The following is a 16,591-nucleotide window of genomic DNA, read 5'->3' as shown; positions in this document are numbered from 1 at the left end:
CGAAAAGAGAAAATCAGCGTTTCGCTTTCGCGTCCGGGTCTTCGCTGCGCAGCAGGAACTGATCGGTCAGTTCAGGCATGTGCGTTAACATCCAGTCCGCCATCGCGATCTCCTGTTCACAGATCTGTTTGAGAATGGCCACGCTCTCCTGATCCCCGGCACGCGTGGCGGCGCTAATCAGGCTGGTGTAGCTGCCAATCTCGGCATTCTCGAACACGTAGCCGCTGATAGCGCCTTTCACCACTTCGTCTTCCGCGAAGGTACCGCCAAAGGCCTGGCCCATGGCGGCCATTTTCCCCATGACGTCTTTCACGCTGGAGTGGGAAATGCCGTGACGGTCGAGAATGGATTCCAGCAAAGACTGCTGCTGGCGGGTTTCTTCGATGTGCTGCTCAATACGTGCACGCAGCTGCGGGTAGTTTTCCAGGCGTTTTGCCATCTGTTCGAGCATGGTTTCGGCCTGTTTTTCCATGGCATGAGCGTCGCGCAGCCAGTCGTGATAATGCGAAAGTGCGGATGTGGTCGTCATATATACCTCCGTTGTACGGCAGTCGCGTTACTGCTTTTCCGCGATATCCGTGAGTTTTTCATCGGTGGATTTTTCTTCGGCTAATGTGGCGGCCAGCAGCTCTGCGGCCTGGTTGAGCTCCAGCTTTTTCGCCATGGCCACCAGCGTGCCGTAGGTGGCGATTTCATAGTGCTCAACCTTCTGCGCCGCGCCGATCAGGCCAGCATCGCGCACCGGGCCGGCTTCGGTGGATTCAATCAGCTCCTGCGCTTCTTCTACCAGGCCTTCCAGCGCATGGCACTTCATACGCATGATACGCAGCTCATCGTGGCTCTCTACGACCTGATCGAGGCGCTCAATTTGTCCCTGGGTCTCTTCCAGATGTTGCTGAAAAGCGTTTTTTAAACTTTCATCGGAGGCTGCCCGGACCAGTTTGGGTAACGCACGGGTGATCTGTTTCTCCGCGCTGTAAACGTCCGAAAGATCGTGAATAAAAAGATCGAGTAGCGATTTAACTTTCATGGAATATTCTCCGAATCGGTGATTAACGGGAGGCTGAAGCCATTAAGTGATAACGCGATTAAGAGAGGGAATGAAACGAAGCAATAAATCCCTGTCATCCTGTTGATGACGGAGCATTCCCTGCTCCGAGACATTCCTTACTCTGCGTTACAGCGCATCAGGAATCGCGATGGCTATTCTGTCCGCCTTTTTTGCCGGCTTCGGACGCTTTCTCACGGTCGTTTTTGAAATTACCGCCGCTGTTTTGTCCGCCTTTTTTACCCGCTTCAGATGCTTTCTCTTTGTCTTCTGCGAAATTACCTGAACCGCCTCTATGCTCTGTCATACTATTACCTCGTGATGAGTAATAAATAACATGACGCATCTGCCGCCATGCATGTTTTGCACACTTAATACTAATGCAGGCTGCCTCACTGACAAGCGCGACGGTTATATTTTTCACGCCTCGCTAACGCTATATTAATGAGAAGGCTGGAGATTGTGGTGTAAAATAACCACGCTATTTTTAGCGAGCCGGTCTATATTACGGTCTCGCTTTTAACCCGCCTGATGATTATTTATGCTCAACACATTTTCCTCCGGTGGGAATTTTATCCGCCCGGCTTATTTATTTACGTTTAATCATTGAACGGCGAAGCGGCGCTAAATAGCGTCGAGCAGACGGTTCAATTCCGCCAGACTAAAAAGGGTTGCTTTGCGCACCACTTCTTCACCTTCACCTGAAAACCACTGCCGGCTGGTGTGCACGCTGCCATCTGCCAGACACCATGCAAACCACACGGTGCCGGCTGGCGTGCCGTCCTCACCGCCGTCCGGGCCGGCATAGCCACTGACGGCAATAGCCAGCGTATCCCCGGAGAGCTTTTTCGCGCCGCAGGCCATCTCCCGTACCGCGGCTTCACTGACGGCGGTATCACGCGCCAGCGTCTCTGCGCTGACGCCCAGCACGCGCTGCTTCGCCTGATTGGTGTAAGTAATAAAGCCACTGCTGTAAAAGCGGCTACTGTCGCTGGCGGCCGCCAGCGCGGAACCGACCCAGCCAGAGGTGCAGGATTCGGCGGTGGTGACGCTCAGGCCGGCGGCCAGTAATTTATTACCCACTTCGGTCGCTAAATTAACCAGTTCTTCATCCATATTCTGTATCCCTTGTCAGAGTGAAATTAATAAACGCCGTCTCTGCCGCTGCTCATATGCATTGCCAGCGGCGTGCATCCGAATTATAGGAGTAATTTCTGCACCGCTGCTCAGCCGAATTAAACTGTTACCGAAGCTCCCGGCGTTTACCGCTAAGCTTAAAATTCAGAACGAAGAGGGAATAACCGGAGCGACATGATGTCAGCTAATTAACTGCAAGAGGAATAACACCATGAAGAAAGATGAGTTAGCCAGCCGTGATTATCCGGTGCAGGAGGATATGCGCTGGCAACGCAGGGAGAGCGTTATACAGCGTATCGGTGAATACGTGCTAATGGTGATTGTGATCCTGGGTGCCTGCGGGTTGTTTTCCAAAGGCATATTAAGCGACGGGCAGGCGCAGTCGGCTGATGGTTCCGTCAGCATTCGCTATGAACGTTTTGGTCGCATCGACAGCAATATGAACCTGCGGATTCGCGTGGCACCGCAGAGCGGCGAGCATTTCACCGTCACGCTAGGCAGCGGCGCGTTAGACGATTTGCAGATCCAGACGCTACAGCCACAGCCACAGCAGGCCATCACGCGGGATAACACGCTGCAGCTTACTTACGCCAGCGAGGCGGCAGAAGGTCATGTGATCTGGCTGGGGATTCAGCCGCAGGCGGCGGGACGGGTTGCGCTAAGCGTGCACGTCAATCATCAGGTACCGGTAAAGGTATCGCAGTGGATTTACCCATAAAAGGAGAGCGTTATGGAAACGGTATTACGCGCAGCCGCCATTTATCTGTTGTTAATGGTGGTATTTAAAATTGCCGGTCGACGCACACTGCTGCAAATGACCTCATTCGATTTGATTCTGCTGCTGATTATTAGCGAAGCCACACAGCAGGCATTGCTGGGTGATGACTTTTCCGTTACCGGTGCCAGCCTCACCATCATCACCTTAATCACTATTGATATTGTGCTGGGCAAACTCAAAGCGCGCTTTCCGCTATTCGAACAAATGGCGGAGGGAGGACCGCTGATTTTGGTGGAGCATGGCCGGATATTAACGCAGCGGCTAAAAATGTCGGGCATCAGTCGGGAAGATATCCTCGAGGCCGCGCGTTCAGGTCAGGGGCTGGAACGCATCGATCAAATTAAATACGCGGTGCTGGAAGTGAGCGGTCATATTTCCATCATCCCGGAAAATTCAGATAAAACTGAAAAATAGCAACAATCTCTCAATACTTGTTTGTGATAAAGATCACACTTTTGTTAATTAATTGATTTTATACCACTAAAATTATTTTGTACAAGTTTGAAAAAAAAATCTTTACAAGCAACCCGCTATAAGCGCAGCGGTGAAAATAACCATTTGCGCATGGCTTTTTGTCAGCGCAAATATGCATATTAAATGTTGTTTTATCTCCAATCCCATCCATATTGTTCCTGTGTGGAGATATTCTGTCGTTTAACTACTTAATTATTTTTATCAATGGGGTGACATATGACACAACGACGTGGTGGTGCAGGTAATTTTGCAGAAAATACCGAGCGTGCTCGCGAAGCGGGTAAAAAAGGCGGCAGCGTCAGCAGCGGGAATTTTAAAAACTGTCCTGAAAGGGCAGTAGAAGCGGGCAGACGCGGTGGAAAAGTAAGTCGTCGCGGCAAAACCGCAGCGGCGGAAGCTTAAACCGCCTTCTTTAATATAAATGCAGTCAGCGTAATCAGTTAAGCTACCCTGAGGCGGCTTAATCGGTAACGCAGCGGCGCAATTCAGGGAGTGGTCCATTGCGCCGCACGCATTTTATATCACCAGCTGCCGTGCTGCAGGGAACGAAAAAATGACGTGCGGTAATATCTGATAAGCGCAGCGGCTGCAACCACCAATAACGATTGTTAGCGCGAGAGGAAATAAGTAACAGGCAGATTAGGTGGCACTGATAACGAAGCGATACGTTATCGACTCATTATTAATGTGGACCTGATCGGGCGTTGGCGATGTTAAAAAATTTCAATTTATGCATGGGTTAATAACTTTTCGGTAGCACTTTTTGCAACAAAAAAACCCCATTCTCTTGTTTATCCTCTTGTACAGATTTTGAAAAACTTGTACAACTTAGCCAGAACATTTTTCTGACAATTTAATGTTAACGGGAGTCACTTATGCGCCAGAACGGATACACTCCGAACTCAGTCGAGGCGATTGCCAACTATTTTAGCAAAGCCACGCTGCCTTCGCAGCAGGAGACGCTGGGCCAGGTCGTGGTCGAAATCCTGCGTGAAGGCCGTAATCTGAACCGTAAATCGCTGTGTACTAAGCTGCTGCGTCGTCTGGAGCTCGCTTCTACCACGGAAGAAGAGCACCATTATCACCAGCTGATTGGCCTGCTATTTGAACGCGAGAGCTGAGAGCGAAGCGAAAGCGTCCAGGTTGTACACACGAAAACGCCATTCTGATAACGTATCACTGCATGTATGACTTGTGACGGGCTGTATCGCGCCGCAGGATAGCGGCGCTGTTTTTCTGTCGCGTTCCCGGTCGGGGCAGGCAGCATGCAGAGATTTATTATGTTATGAACAGAAGAGAACACCAGACTCTTATTGATGAGATCATCGGCGAAGCGGCGTTAACGCTGCTGCAGCGCTCCGGGCCGGTCACCACCCAGGCGTTGCTTGATGAGCTCCACATTATGCAGCAGCAGGCCAGCGATGATGCGCAGGCGGCTGCGATTCGCACTGCAATCGATGAAGTCCGGTCGAGCATGACGGCTGGACAAAAGCGGCGTGGCGAACAATCGGATCGCGATAATGTGCATCCGCTGTTTGGCCACAACGGTCAGGGTGGCGGCAGCCGCAAGCACTGACTGACCGTTAAATTATAATCTGACTGTATTGCTCACAGTACGGGAAAAGAACGATGTCGGAGAATCACTCTCTCTATTCTGCGCTGCCGGACACGGAACTGGCGGCGCATTTTCGCGATGCCGGAGTGGCATTGAGTGAAGAGGCCGCGGTACTGAATGATGTCATTCGTAGCGTGCTGGCCAGCGAAGGCCGCGTCAGTAACAAATCCATCATTCTATGTCTGATTATGGCGCTGGAAGCGACACAGGACGAAGCGCAGGCAAGTGTGCTGCGCAGAACGCTGGAAATTGTGGTGGGTTATACGCCAGACGACGCCTGAGGTAGTGGTCCCCGCGCAGGCGGGGATCGGTTCAGTGCATAAGATCTGCCAGTAGCCTTATTGCGGCATCGCAGCGATGCCGGAAATCCTCATCACGCGCTTCTGCTTTCATCGTATGCAGCACCTGCGTCACGTCATGTATCCTGAATACGCTACCTTCCCTGATAAATTCCGTCACCGCGATGCCTATCAGCGCATACAGATCCGGTGCAGGACGGTTAACTTGTTTCACGTCACCTCCGGGACTTGTATATCCGTACAGTGTTGCACAGGTGATAACAACTCAACACCTTTTTCTGCTGTCAGTGAAAATGGCCCAGGTTATTCGTCAGACAGATTGCCAGGCGTTATCACGCTGCGCGAATAGTAATACGCTGCTGTAGCAGATTCATGCAACTAAAAAATGGTTAAGCATGCCGATAACTCTATTTTAGCGCTGCGCTTATTGCGCCCGGAACATTCACCGACACGCTGCGCGGCGGGCGGGAATTATCGCGCCTGCTGCGACCGAGATTAAATTTATGCAGCCAGCTGCGATACTGCCTGATTAATTCCTGCGCATTTTTTTCATCACTGACGCGACAAATAAACAGCTGGCTCATGGTCTGGTGCTCAGCCGCCGTGGCGTAGATCTCGCAGGCCATCTCGCGTTGCTGCAGTTCAATCGCCGTAAAATGTAACTGCGGCCACTGCTGCAGTCGGTTAGCGAACATTTTATAGTCCATTTTAGGATCCTTTTATTTTTCTATTTTCTACTGGTATTACCTGTAAAGGCACAATAGACCAAAAGTGAAAAAGCGCCAGTTTTGCGGGTCACGACCCATTAAATAGTGCACAAAATGAAAAAAATATTAACGTGTACAGCTTTTACCGCTGCGCTTATATTTTCGTGAAAGATTGAATAAGCGCAGCGGCTAATAGCGACAGTGCAGAAATACCGTCTGGCTCGCAGCATCGCCTATCCTCTATTAGGGTTAACTGATGGCTAACCAAAGGAGAAGAGGGCATGACCAATCCGAGTGCCGCCGATGAACTGGCGCTGATCGATCGCTACTGGCGCGCCGCCAATTATCTGTCCGTCGGGCAAATCTACCTGATGGCCAATCCGCTGTTACGCGAACCACTGCAGCCCGGGCATATCAAGCCACGTCTGCTCGGCCACTGGGGCACGACGCCCGGCCTGAACTTTATCTATGCGCACCTCAACCGCATCATCCGCCAGCGCGAGGTGGATCTGCTGTACGTCTGCGGCCCGGGGCACGGCGGGCCGGGGATGGTGGCGAACAGCTGGCTCGAAGGCAGCTACAGCGAAATCTATCCGCACGTCAGTGAAGATGCCGCCGGTATGCAGCGCCTGTTTAAGCAGTTTTCGTTTCCCGGAGGTATTCCCAGCCATGCGGCACCAGAAACGCCGGGCTCGATTAATGAAGGCGGCGAGCTGGGCTATTCGCTGTCGCATGCGTTTGGCGCGGTTTTCGATCATCCGCAGCTGATCGTACCCTGCGTGATTGGTGACGGCGAAGCCGAAACCGGGCCGCTTGCCGCCAGCTGGCACGGCATCAAATTCCTCAATCCGCAGCGTGATGGTGCAGTGCTACCCATTCTGCATCTGAACGGCTACAAAATTGCTAACCCGACGCTGCTGGGGCGCAGCAGTGATGACGATCTGCAGCAGCTGTTCAGCGGTTACGGTTATGAGCCGCTGTTTGTCTGCGGGCACGAGCCGGCCGACATGCACCAGCAGATGGCGGCAGCGCTGGATAATGCGTTCGATAAGATTGCTGCGTACCAGCAGCAGGCGCGCAGCGGCCAGGCGCAGCAGACAATTCCGCGCTGGCCGATGATTGTGCTGCGCAGCCCAAAGGGCTGGACCGGTCCAAAAGAAGTGGACGGTAAAAAGGTGGAGGATTTCTGGCGCGCGCACCAGGTGCCGGTGGCGGCGTGTCGCGAAGATGCATCGCATCGTCAGCTGTTAGAGCAGTGGTTGCGCAGCTATCAGCCGGAAGATCTGTTTGACGAGGCGGGTAAACTCAGGCCGGAACTGCGTGCGCTGGCGCCGCAGGGGGATAAACGCATGAGCGCCTCACCCTATGCCAACGGCGGACGGCTGCGCCGCACGCTCAACACGCCTGACATCCGCGAGTTTGCGCTCGACACCGGCGCGCCGGGCAGCCAGCGCGGCGAAGCCACTAAGCAGTTCGGCCACTACCTCAGCGCGATTTTTCAGCGCAACGCCGATAACTTCCGTCTGTTCGGGCCAGATGAGACCGCCTCGAATCGCCTGACGCCGGTCTTTGACGTCACCAGCCGCAGCTGGATGGCAGACATCGAACCGTATGATGAGCAGCTGGCGCGTGACGGTCGGGTGATGGAAATTCTCAGCGAGCATCAGTGTCAGGGCTGGCTGGAGGGCTATCTGCTCACCGGACGACACGGGCTGTTTAACTGCTATGAAGCCTTTATTCATATCATCGATTCGATGTTCAATCAGCACGCCAAATGGCTGAAGGTGACGCGCAAGCTGGGCTGGCGTCAGCCGATCTCCTCGCTCAACTATCTGTTGTCTTCACATGTCTGGCGCCAGGATCACAACGGTTACAGCCATCAGGATCCCGGTTTTATCGATCACGTGGCGAACAAAAAGGCGGATATCGTGCGCATTTATCTGCCGCCAGACGCGAACACCCTGCTGTGGGTGGGCGATCACTGTCTGCGCACCTGGGATCGCATCAACGTGATTGTCGCTGGCAAGCAGCCGTCACCGCAGTGGCTGGACATCGACAGCGCCATTGCCCACTGCGAGGCGGGTATGGGCGAATGGCGCTGGGCGAGCGATGACGGCGAGCCGGACGTGGTGATGGCCTGTGCTGGCGATGTGCCCACCATGGAGACGCTGGCGGCGGTGGATTTGCTGCGAAACTACCTGCCCACGCTGCGCATTCGCGTGGTCAACGTGGTGGATCTGCTGGCGCTGCAGACGCAGCAGCAGCACCCGCACGGCAAGTCGGAAGAGGATTTCGATGCGCTGTTTACCCGCGACAAACCGGTAATTTTCGCCTTTCATGGCTATCCCAGCCTGATTCATCGTCTGACCTATCAGCGCAGCAATCACGCCAATTTCCACGTGCACGGCTTCAACGAAGAGGGCACCACCACCACGCCGTTTGATATGACGGTGCTCAACGAGCTGGACCGCTATCATCTGGCGCAGGCGGCGATTTTGCATGTGCCGGGCCTGGCCGATCGCCATCCTGAATTGCTCGACGACCTGCAGCAGCGCATCGCGGAGCACCATCGCTATGTGCGCGAATACGGTGAAGACCTGCCGGAAGTACGTAACTGGCTGTGGCCGGGCTAAACCCGACCCGGGCGCAAAAAAAACCGCCTGAAAAGGCGGTTTATGGTTTATTCGGCCTGTTTATCCCCGGATTCAGGCGCGCTGGTTTCGTCATCTTTCGGCTTCTGGTCGGGGCTGTTTTTACGCGGATCGTAATCCGGCTGGTCGCCGTGAACGGGACGATCGGTCATTATATACTCCTTAACGGTTACCATGTGAACCCGCGCCACCGTTGCCAGCTGCGCGGATGTAAAGGGTGGCTGCGCGGCTCAGCCCGGAACATTCTGCCGCTTCTCTGTGTGCTGAGGTTTCCCCATAGCCAGTGCGCTGGCGCTGGCCGGATCGAACAGCGACAGGCTTTCAATCTGGTCGACCATCAGCACCTTACGGAACTCCAGCGCGCTTTTGGGTTTGGAGACAAAGCTAATCTCGTGCTGGTGATACCAGCGACTGTAGTTATGCTCAATCGCCAGATTCAGCGTGCGCGAATCGCGGTAGCCGCTGAGCATCGGAATCAGCACGATATTGGCGGTGCTGGGATATTCAAAGGTGGCAGCGTGAATCATGCCGATGTAGATACGGCGCGATTTCAGCGTGACCCATGCCAGTTCGCCTTCTTCCATGCAGTGCAGCAGCAATTGTTCAATACCGTTAGAGCGGGACAGGCGCTGATACAGCTCTTTGCGACTGCCGGCGGTCAGCCGCGCGCTGCCGGAATTGGAACGATACACACAAAACAGCACGGCAAACGCCAGCATGATCACCACCGGTGCCTGAATGCCGAGAAAACTCCATGTCATGAAATCGACGTGCCAGCGCGCATGGAGATCGGCAGACAGCGCCAGGCTGTTATTGATGGCCGAGGCCGCCAGCAGCAGCAGCCAGACCATGCCGGTGGCGACCACGCCCTGAACGACAAAAATGCAGCCGTACAGCGCAATGAGAAAATAGACGTCCCAGCCAAAGGATCGTTTTATTTTCAGGCGGCTGGACATATCACGACTGGTGTACCAGTAGCCGCAGACCATCAGCACCATAAATATCGCGGTTCCCATCAGATATCCTTTAAGCGCTTAATATGATCGGCGAAGTCCTGCTGTACCTGTGGACTAAGAGGATTAACCGAAGCGTTACCGTCTTCGTCAATAATAATCCGGTCACCTTCCTGAATGGATTCACGAATATCCTGGCGGCTCATCACCTGCAGTAATGATTCCGGACTGGAAAAAAGAGAGGTAAAATAGCGCAATATCACGTCAGGCTGTTCCTGTAAGGCAATAAATAGTTAATTGATCATATAACGTTTTCTGCCAGATTCAGGCGGTTTCAGAGTTATCTGTTAAACGTGAGGAAAGTCAGCGCAGGGTAAGATAATAATCCGGGGGTAACGGCGCGCTCCCTGCGCCATGGCCGCCTCATCCTGTGCTGGCCGGCTAATCACGAGCCGCGATTGCTGCTCTGACCGCCTTTTTTACCGGCTTCGGACGCTTTTTCGCGGTCGTTTTTAAAGTTGCCGCCGCTGTGCTGTCCGCCTTTTTTACCGGCTTCTGATGCTTTCTGTTTATCTTCTGCGAAATTACCTGAACCGCCTCGATGCTGAGTCATAATATATCCTCTTCATGAGTAATAAATAACATGACGTTGTTGCGATGTCATGTGCGTGTTGCGTATTTAATACTAATCGCTGGTGCTATTTCTGCAAGCGTGACGGCGCATAAAAAAGGGCGTTTTTATTTTTTATCTTAGTTTGTTGAAATAACAATAGTTCTGCGCTGTCGCTGCGCTTATTTAAAACTTTTGCGGCGGTGAAGTAATAAAATGAAACACTCCAGTGCACCCAACCGGCCGGGCCAGACAGCTGACCCGGCGCCGTGAGCCACGCTAAATAACCATGCCTAAAATCTGCAGGATGCTCTGCTGCGAAGCAGTAATAAAAGGAATGTCTTTGATGTGCTGCATGCCAAAGGCTTCATAAAATTTGCGTGCGCGCACGTTCTCGCCCATCACTTCCAGCCACAGATAGCCTTCCTGCTTATCGCGCGCGGCGTGGATAATGCTTTCGAACATGCGCCGGCCATAGTTTTTACCGGTTTCCTGCGGATTGAGGTAGAGCTTATTCAGCTGGGCACCGCTCATGCCGGAGTCCGGTACCGGCGTATTCCAGGTCACTTTGGCAAAGCCGATGGGTTTGTTGGTTTCGGCAATCAGCCAGCTTTCGTTGGGGGCTACCAGGCTGCTGCGCAGTTCGGCCAGGCCGTACTCTTTGTCGATGAATTCATCCAGCTCGGCTTCGGAGACCCACATATGTTTGAAGTGGGCGCTGTAGGTCATGCGCCCCAGCTGATGCAGCAGTTCGGCATCATCAGGCTGCGCGTTGCGTATGGTGAATTCCATGCCAGTCTTCCTTCAGTTTTTATGTTTTATCCTGCGTTACGGCAGAGTGGGGGTGTCAGCGGGCATCCTGCCCGTACAGGTGACCCGTCATTATGCGCGAATCAAACCGGGTGTCATCCCTTTTGCGGTAAGGAAGTTGGCTGAATGTCTTGATTTTTTAACAGGAAAGGAGGCAGGCGCAGGATGTCCAGCGGGCTGAACATCCTGAATTGAGGCGGGAGGCGCGAATTAAAAGCCGTAGCTGGTGAGGCGATGGTAAAAATCCATGTGGTTTTTACACCCCAGCTTGCGTGAGATGGTGTTCTTGTAGTGGCTGATGGTCTTATTGCTGAGGTGCAGCGCATGCCCGATCTCAGTCATGCGGCGCGGACCCGCCAGCCAGCGCAGCAGCGTGAACTCGCGCTCGGTCAGCACATCGGCGTTGCCGTGCGGTGCGGCGACGGTGGCAACGTTTTCCGGCGTCAGCACCGCACTGACCAGCGTCGCCAGCGGGCATTTTTTACTCAGGATCAGCGCTTTCTTCAGGTAGCGGGCGACGTAATTCAGCACGGCTTCATCGCTGATGTCGGTGAGAATCACCAGCTCGACGCCCGGTGTTTTGAGCTGCATCAGCAGCAGGCTACGCAGCGTCTCTTCCAGGTTTTTATTGGCAAAATGCAGCTCGCTGATTACCACGTTACGCCCGCGTCCGGTGGGGATCGGGTCATCCGGCGAGGTGAGCGTCAGGCAGCTTATCATCTGCCCGGAAAAATAGAGGCGCAGACCTTCCGTAATCCAGCGGTCGCTATCCATAGTGAAGATGTTCAGCATTGTTTCCTCCTGTGCTCGCGGTTAACCCATTTGAACGGAAACCGCGCTGAGCCGATATCAGACGGCCTGCGTCAGGTTGTAGGAAAAGGCTGAGAAATGTCTGGCAGGGCTGAGCTGCAGGAGGACAACAGGAAAGCCGGTTCCTGATGAATGAAGCAAAACCGCTGCGGTTGCGAACCGGGGAGATTGCCCGGGATGAGGTCAGCCGCCACTGTTGCTCTGCCATTTCATTTTCCTGTCATTTTTAGTCTTTAGGGTGTCAGCTCCTCTGTATGGACATGAATAATATGAAAAGAAAAACGCTTCCCCTGATTCTCGGTTGTACCCTCTCGTTATCCACGCTGGCGGCGCAGCCGCCAACCGAACACTATAGCGTCACTTTTCCTGAGAGGACGCGCGTCAGCTACAGCGGTGCGTTCGCCAGCGCGTTTCCGGAGGGTTTGCCGGTAGGCATCGGTTCCGGTTTGCTGTTTACCGGCAGGCAGGGAGATACGCTCAACTTTGTGACCGTCACCGATCGCGGACCGAATGCCGACTCGCCTGACATGGGTAAACAGGAGTCGAAAATTTTCGTCACGCCGGACTTCGCGCCGCTGCTGATGAATATCCAGGTGAAGAACGGCAAAGCGCAGGCGACGGACGCCCGACCGCTGCACGACGCAAAGGGCAATATTAACGGCTTGCCGCTGCAGAATGGCGTCATCGGGTCAACCAATGAAATCGCGCTAAGCGATAAGTTGCACGTGCTGCAGGGCGATAACCGGGGTCTGGATACGGAAGGCATTACGCTGGACGGGAAGGGCGGATACTGGCTGTGCGATGAGTATGGTCCGTTCCTGATTAACGTTGATAAGCAGGGCAGGATCCTGGCGATTCACGGGCCGCAGGCCATGGAAGGGGAAAAATCGATCGCGGGTGGTCTGCCGAACGTTCTTAAATGGCGCCAGCCAAATCGTGGCTTTGAAGGGATCACGCGCATGCCGGATGGACGCATCATCGCCGCGGTGCAGAGTACGCTGGATATCAACGGGAAAAGTAAAAAGCAGGCACGCTTTACCCGCCTGGTGAGCTTCGATCCGGCCACCGGTAAAACCGCGATGTATGGTTACCCTATCGACAGCGAGGCGTACAGTAAAAACAGCGACGCGAAAATTGGCGATATCGTGGCGATCGATAATCAGCACATCCTGCTGATTGAGCAGGGCAGTGACAAAGACGACGCGATGCGTAACCTTATCTATAAGGTGGATCTCAGTCAGGCCACCGATCTGGCCACATTCGATAAGGCCGGTGACTACCCAGAGTTTGACGACGCAAAAACGCTGGCGCAGCGCGGCATCGTGCTGGCAACGAAAACGCGGGTGGTGGATCTGCGTCAACTCGGCTGGCAGCAGGAGAAGGCCGAAGGGCTGGCGCTGATCGACAGCAACACGCTGGCGGTCATCAATGACAATGACTTCGGCGTGAAAATGGTGCTGCAAAATCCGGTGGAAGGTAAGAAGCGCAAGGATTATCGGGTCAACGACCAGGGCAGGCTGACGGTAGATGGTAAGCCGGTTGCCACCACCATCAGCGTGAAACCGCTGGATAAAGCCAGCTCGGACAGTGAGTTGTTTATCATAACGCTGGCGGAACCGGTGAAATCCTAGAGGCTGCCGTGCTGGCGCTGAACACCGGTGCCAGCACGAAAATGCTAAAGGCTGAATGACCCCGTTGCTTCATCGGGGGGGCATCGCGGACCCGGGTTTAATATGTAAAAGAATGAGTGAGCAATAATTCAACTGTACCAGGCTGGAGCAAGCCTGATTTTTCCCCACTCTTCAGGGTCATGACCGGGTATTAATGTCGCGTTAAATCGTTCGGTTAGCTGACGCAGTTTTCGGACGGACTGAGCGACATCCGTGGCTGACGTCATCAGTCCAGGGAGCGCCCTCTCATGGTAATGATCTAAGGTATAAGCCGCATCAATCGCCAGCATAAAATGTTTACCGCTGGGTAAGCTGATAAGAAAAGATTGATGCCCCGGGGAATGCCCTGGCGTGAAAACACACTTTATCGTGCCATCACCGTAAAGGTCATAGTTATCTTCAGGCAATCCGTTGAGAAAAAGCCAGTTGAGTTCAGGACGATCGTAATCGTGTCGGCAATAGGCGTCCGATGTAAACCAGTCAGGAGCTAAGGCATATTCAAACTCTCGCTTCTGAACCACATGAGTGGCATGGGGGAAGTGACCGATTGCGCCAGTGTGATCAGCGTGCAAATGGGACAGCACCACATAGCGGATCTTCTCTGGAGCGATGCCAAGCCTTTTAAGCTGTTCCAGACAGCCCTGTTCTTCTGACATCACCGGTTTAAACTGCTCTATACCCTTTCCCCAATAGGCAGCAGGGTTTTTCAATCCTGCTACAGCCAGACCACCGTCAATCAGGGTAAAACCCTCCGGATGGGTCAGCAGAAACCAGGGAACCGGAATTTCATAACGTTCGCCTGCGCCCTGATTCATCCGAATATGCTGATATTTACATTGCTGCGTTCCTGACTGGAACATGAAAAGTTTGATATCTGACATGGTTGTATTCCATTTAAAAATCAATTTTATAGATCAACATTTGCTGAATCCTTACCTGAACGATGAGTTTTCATCATCTCGTAGAAGAGCAGTAGATACCTGTATCGAATTACATTTATCGGCAAAACCAATATAATCGCTACATGGATCTCTTCTCTGCAATGCGCATATTCATCAGGGTGGTTGAGCGGGGCAGCATGTCGGCTGCAGCCCGCGATCTCGGCATTGGCCAGCCTGCCGTCAGTGAAAGAATTGAAAAACTGGAAGCACATCTTGGTACGCGTTTACTAAGGCGCAACACGCGGAATATGTCTCTGACACATAGCGGTAATGTGTTTTATGAGCGAAGTAAAACAGCGATTCAGGCGGCAGAGCACGCTCTTTCTGTGAATGAAGAAAATCAGGCTTTGCAAGGCAAAATCCGTATCGCGGCGCCTTCTTCTGCCGGAGAAAGCTTGCTGATGCCTGCGTTGTTACAGCTTCAGATCAAACATCCGGAGCTGCAGATCGATGTCATTTTTAACGACCGTATCATCGATCCCGTCACTGAGGGGGTGGATATATCCCTGAGGCTGGGAGAGATCTCAGAAGGATTTTTTGTCGCACGTCCACTTGGTAGCGTGCACAGAGTGTTGCTGGCCTCTCCATCTTTGCTGGCTAAAATCGGTTATCCACGCTCTCCGGATGCGCTGGCTGATTATCCATTTGCTGCTGTTTCTGGTGTATTTGCCAGTAATCGCATTCCAATGCTCACCTCTGAAGCCCAACTCGTTAATGTTCCCGTCAACGTTAAATTTCAGTCCACGCACTGGAGAAGTGTACTCTCCTATTTATTAGCAGGACATGCCATTGGTGTTTTGCAATTTCCGGTATGCAGAAATGAAATTGCACAGGGTTCGCTCATCCCCATTTTAAGTCACTATCCGATCCCGCCTTTTAACGCCTGGTTGCTCCATCCACCGGCTGGCATGATGTCATATGAAACGCGAATTTGTGCAGGTCTGCTGGAGCGTTATCTAAAAACTTCTCTGTCTGAAATGATGGAATATGAATAACGTCTGCGCCTGGCACAAAGCAGATATGCTGGCAGGATAAGGTTCCGCTTTGAGCGGGAAGCAGTCATAACAACCTCACGCGTTGCACGGGTGAGTAAACCCACCCGGCCAGCGGCGTTAATGATCAAAGACCATAATTAAGGTTATGGTCCTGCCAGATATTCAACTGCCCGGCGCAGGACCGATTCCGCCGGAGCGTTACTTCAGGTCCAGAGCGGCTATCACTGCTGCTACTTCTGCCACCTCTGCGGCCGATAAGGGTAACAGGGGACGGGGCAGACAGTCGGCATCGGTCAGCCCCAGTATGCCTGCTGCCGCTGCAATCACGCGGATACTTCCGCCATGCTTACGGAACAAATCCCATAAAGGTTTCAGGCGGTGAGTTAGGGCAGTAACGTGTTCAGCGTCGTTAATGGCTGCGGCCTGCGTAATTTGTTTGGCGGTTTCCGGGAAGATACCGCCACAAACGGAATACCAGACTTCACAACCGGCATTCAGCCCCAGCCCGGCACTGGCGTCACCACTAATACCCAGGGTCACGCCAGGACGAAGATGTTGTCGTAATGCAGCGACGCGTTCAGCTGCAGCGATGGGGGTATCCGGTACTCCCGGAATTTTAATTGAGCGAATCCCTTTCAGTGACGACAGCTGCCCGAGCAGTTCGTCGGTAAAGCGGAAATGCGTGGTGCCGGGGTTGTCATAAACACAAACCGGTACTGAAGCATGTCGGGTAACCGTCTCAAAGAGGGCATACACCTCTTCATTACGCAGCGGCTGGTAACTCATCGCCGGCAGCAGCAGCGCAGCAGCGCCTGCGGACTGCGCATCTTCAGCCAGATGCAGTACGGCATCGGTACTGATAGCACCCACGCAAACCATCACGGGAATCTCCCCGGCAACCTGACGGGCCAGCGTTGCGCTGCGTTTGCGCTGTTCCCTGCTCAGGTAAGCATAGCTGCCGGTTGAACCCAGAACCCCCAAAGAATCGACACGGGCTGCCGTCAGGCGAGCCAGGATCTTCGTGAATCCCTGTTCATCGACACCACGCGCGGTGACAGGCGTTAACGGGAAAGCAGACAAGCCGGTGAACATG

Annotated in this window: 23 protein-coding genes; 9 read left to right on the top strand and 14 right to left on the bottom strand. The window is 53.4% G+C overall.

Annotated elements, in window-relative coordinates; all coding sequences use genetic code 11:
• Positions 1–13: 13 nt before the first annotated feature.
• From H7K56_RS02740 to H7K56_RS02725, 4 genes are all read right to left on the bottom strand, one after another.
• Complete coding sequence (locus H7K56_RS02740; protein WP_021506332.1) at positions 14–529, bottom strand: ferritin-like domain-containing protein; 516 nt, start codon at positions 527–529, stop codon at positions 14–16.
• Positions 530–556: 27 nt separating this feature from the next.
• The gene (locus H7K56_RS02735) at positions 557–1,030 is read right to left on the bottom strand and encodes a YciE/YciF ferroxidase family protein (protein WP_021506331.1); all 474 of its coding nucleotides are present in this window, start codon (positions 1,028–1,030) and stop codon (positions 557–559) included.
• A gap of 157 nt (positions 1,031–1,187) precedes the next feature.
• A complete protein-coding gene (locus tag H7K56_RS02730; RefSeq protein WP_021506330.1) occupies positions 1,188–1,355 on the bottom strand; it encodes a con-10 family general stress protein in 168 nt (55 codons plus the stop codon).
• A 317-nt stretch (positions 1,356–1,672) separates the two neighbouring features.
• Complete coding sequence (locus H7K56_RS02725; protein ID WP_058769659.1) at positions 1,673–2,164, bottom strand: nicotinamide-nucleotide amidohydrolase family protein; 492 nt, start codon at positions 2,162–2,164, stop codon at positions 1,673–1,675.
• 232 nt (positions 2,165–2,396) lie between these two features.
• Between H7K56_RS02725 and H7K56_RS02720 the strand changes: the two genes are divergently transcribed.
• The 6 genes from H7K56_RS02720 to H7K56_RS02695 all read left to right on the top strand — a co-directional run bounded on the left by H7K56_RS02720 (position 2,397) and on the right by H7K56_RS02695 (position 5,333).
• On the top strand, positions 2,397–2,903 hold the full coding sequence (locus H7K56_RS02720; protein WP_021506328.1) for a hypothetical protein: 507 nt from the start codon (positions 2,397–2,399) through the stop codon (positions 2,901–2,903).
• 12 nt (positions 2,904–2,915) lie between these two features.
• On the top strand, positions 2,916–3,377 hold the full coding sequence (locus H7K56_RS02715; RefSeq protein ID WP_021506327.1) for a DUF421 domain-containing protein: 462 nt from the start codon (positions 2,916–2,918) through the stop codon (positions 3,375–3,377).
• A 276-nt stretch (positions 3,378–3,653) separates the two neighbouring features.
• Positions 3,654–3,839, top strand: coding sequence for a con-10 family general stress protein (locus H7K56_RS02710; RefSeq protein WP_071813571.1), 186 nt, complete (start codon positions 3,654–3,656; stop codon positions 3,837–3,839).
• A 473-nt stretch (positions 3,840–4,312) separates the two neighbouring features.
• On the top strand, positions 4,313–4,558 hold the full coding sequence (gene ycgZ, locus H7K56_RS02705) for a regulatory protein YcgZ (RefSeq protein ID WP_021506325.1): 246 nt from the start codon (positions 4,313–4,315) through the stop codon (positions 4,556–4,558).
• A gap of 164 nt (positions 4,559–4,722) precedes the next feature.
• The gene (locus tag H7K56_RS02700; protein WP_059010363.1) at positions 4,723–5,013 is read left to right on the top strand and encodes a hypothetical protein; all 291 of its coding nucleotides are present in this window, start codon (positions 4,723–4,725) and stop codon (positions 5,011–5,013) included.
• 53 nt (positions 5,014–5,066) lie between these two features.
• Positions 5,067–5,333 (top strand): biofilm development regulator YmgB/AriR family protein, encoded by a 267-nt coding sequence (locus H7K56_RS02695; RefSeq protein WP_021506323.1) that lies wholly within the window; start codon positions 5,067–5,069, stop codon positions 5,331–5,333.
• A gap of 31 nt (positions 5,334–5,364) precedes the next feature.
• Here the strand turns inward: H7K56_RS02695 and H7K56_RS02690 are convergent, their stop codons facing one another.
• Together H7K56_RS02690 and H7K56_RS02685 are read right to left on the bottom strand one after the other, a co-directional pair.
• Positions 5,365–5,565, bottom strand: a complete 201-nt coding sequence (locus H7K56_RS02690; protein WP_058769662.1) for a hypothetical protein — start codon at positions 5,563–5,565, stop codon at positions 5,365–5,367.
• Between the two features lie 193 nt (positions 5,566–5,758).
• Positions 5,759–6,058, bottom strand: coding sequence for a hypothetical protein (locus H7K56_RS02685; RefSeq protein WP_021506321.1), 300 nt, complete (start codon positions 6,056–6,058; stop codon positions 5,759–5,761).
• A gap of 281 nt (positions 6,059–6,339) precedes the next feature.
• Between H7K56_RS02685 and H7K56_RS02680 the strand changes: the two genes are divergently transcribed.
• Positions 6,340–8,691 carry a phosphoketolase family protein gene (locus H7K56_RS02680; protein WP_150361708.1) on the top strand — a complete coding sequence of 784 codons (2,352 nt, stop codon included), beginning with the start codon at positions 6,340–6,342 and terminating at the stop codon, positions 8,689–8,691.
• 47 nt (positions 8,692–8,738) lie between these two features.
• Here H7K56_RS02680 and H7K56_RS23280 read toward each other — a convergent pair whose 3' ends face one another.
• The 6 genes from H7K56_RS23280 to H7K56_RS02655 form a co-directional block, all read right to left on the bottom strand.
• On the bottom strand, positions 8,739–8,861 hold the full coding sequence (locus H7K56_RS23280) for a hypothetical protein (RefSeq protein ID WP_255412066.1): 123 nt from the start codon (positions 8,859–8,861) through the stop codon (positions 8,739–8,741).
• A gap of 78 nt (positions 8,862–8,939) precedes the next feature.
• The gene (locus H7K56_RS02675) at positions 8,940–9,725 is read right to left on the bottom strand and encodes a hypothetical protein (RefSeq protein WP_150361707.1); all 786 of its coding nucleotides are present in this window, start codon (positions 9,723–9,725) and stop codon (positions 8,940–8,942) included.
• Positions 9,725–9,922 (bottom strand): hypothetical protein, encoded by a 198-nt coding sequence (locus tag H7K56_RS02670; RefSeq protein ID WP_031279223.1) that lies wholly within the window; start codon positions 9,920–9,922, stop codon positions 9,725–9,727. The genes H7K56_RS02675 and H7K56_RS02670 overlap by 1 nt, the downstream gene beginning before the upstream one ends.
• A 185-nt stretch (positions 9,923–10,107) precedes the next feature.
• Entirely contained in the window at positions 10,108–10,275 is a 168-nt protein-coding gene (locus H7K56_RS02665; protein ID WP_021506316.1) for a con-10 family general stress protein, read from the bottom strand.
• Positions 10,276–10,551: 276 nt separating this feature from the next.
• On the bottom strand, positions 10,552–11,064 hold the full coding sequence (locus H7K56_RS02660) for a GNAT family N-acetyltransferase (RefSeq protein ID WP_021506315.1): 513 nt from the start codon (positions 11,062–11,064) through the stop codon (positions 10,552–10,554).
• 228 nt (positions 11,065–11,292) lie between these two features.
• Positions 11,293–11,874 (bottom strand): response regulator transcription factor, encoded by a 582-nt coding sequence (locus tag H7K56_RS02655; RefSeq protein WP_150361706.1) that lies wholly within the window; start codon positions 11,872–11,874, stop codon positions 11,293–11,295.
• A 287-nt stretch (positions 11,875–12,161) separates the two neighbouring features.
• Between H7K56_RS02655 and H7K56_RS02650 the strand changes: the two genes are divergently transcribed.
• A complete protein-coding gene (locus tag H7K56_RS02650; protein ID WP_150361705.1) occupies positions 12,162–13,523 on the top strand; it encodes an esterase-like activity of phytase family protein in 1,362 nt (453 codons plus the stop codon).
• 128 nt (positions 13,524–13,651) lie between these two features.
• Here H7K56_RS02650 and attM read toward each other — a convergent pair whose 3' ends face one another.
• The gene (gene attM / locus H7K56_RS02645; protein ID WP_150361704.1) at positions 13,652–14,443 is read right to left on the bottom strand and encodes an AttM family quorum-quenching N-acyl homoserine lactonase; all 792 of its coding nucleotides are present in this window, start codon (positions 14,441–14,443) and stop codon (positions 13,652–13,654) included.
• A 161-nt stretch (positions 14,444–14,604) separates the two neighbouring features.
• Here attM and H7K56_RS02640 point away from each other — a divergent pair, with 161 nt between their 5' ends.
• On the top strand, positions 14,605–15,498 hold the full coding sequence (locus H7K56_RS02640; RefSeq protein WP_150361718.1) for a LysR family transcriptional regulator: 894 nt from the start codon (positions 14,605–14,607) through the stop codon (positions 15,496–15,498).
• Positions 15,499–15,696: 198 nt separating this feature from the next.
• Here the strand turns inward: H7K56_RS02640 and H7K56_RS02635 are convergent, their stop codons facing one another.
• Entirely contained in the window at positions 15,697–16,590 is an 894-nt protein-coding gene (locus H7K56_RS02635) for a dihydrodipicolinate synthase family protein (RefSeq protein ID WP_150361703.1), read from the bottom strand.
• Position 16,591: the final 1 nt, after the last annotated feature.

This window comes from Pantoea dispersa, from assembly GCF_014155765.1.
GTDB lineage: Bacteria > Pseudomonadota > Gammaproteobacteria > Enterobacterales > Enterobacteriaceae > Pantoea > Pantoea dispersa.
This window is presented reverse-complemented; position numbering and strand designations above follow the sequence as displayed.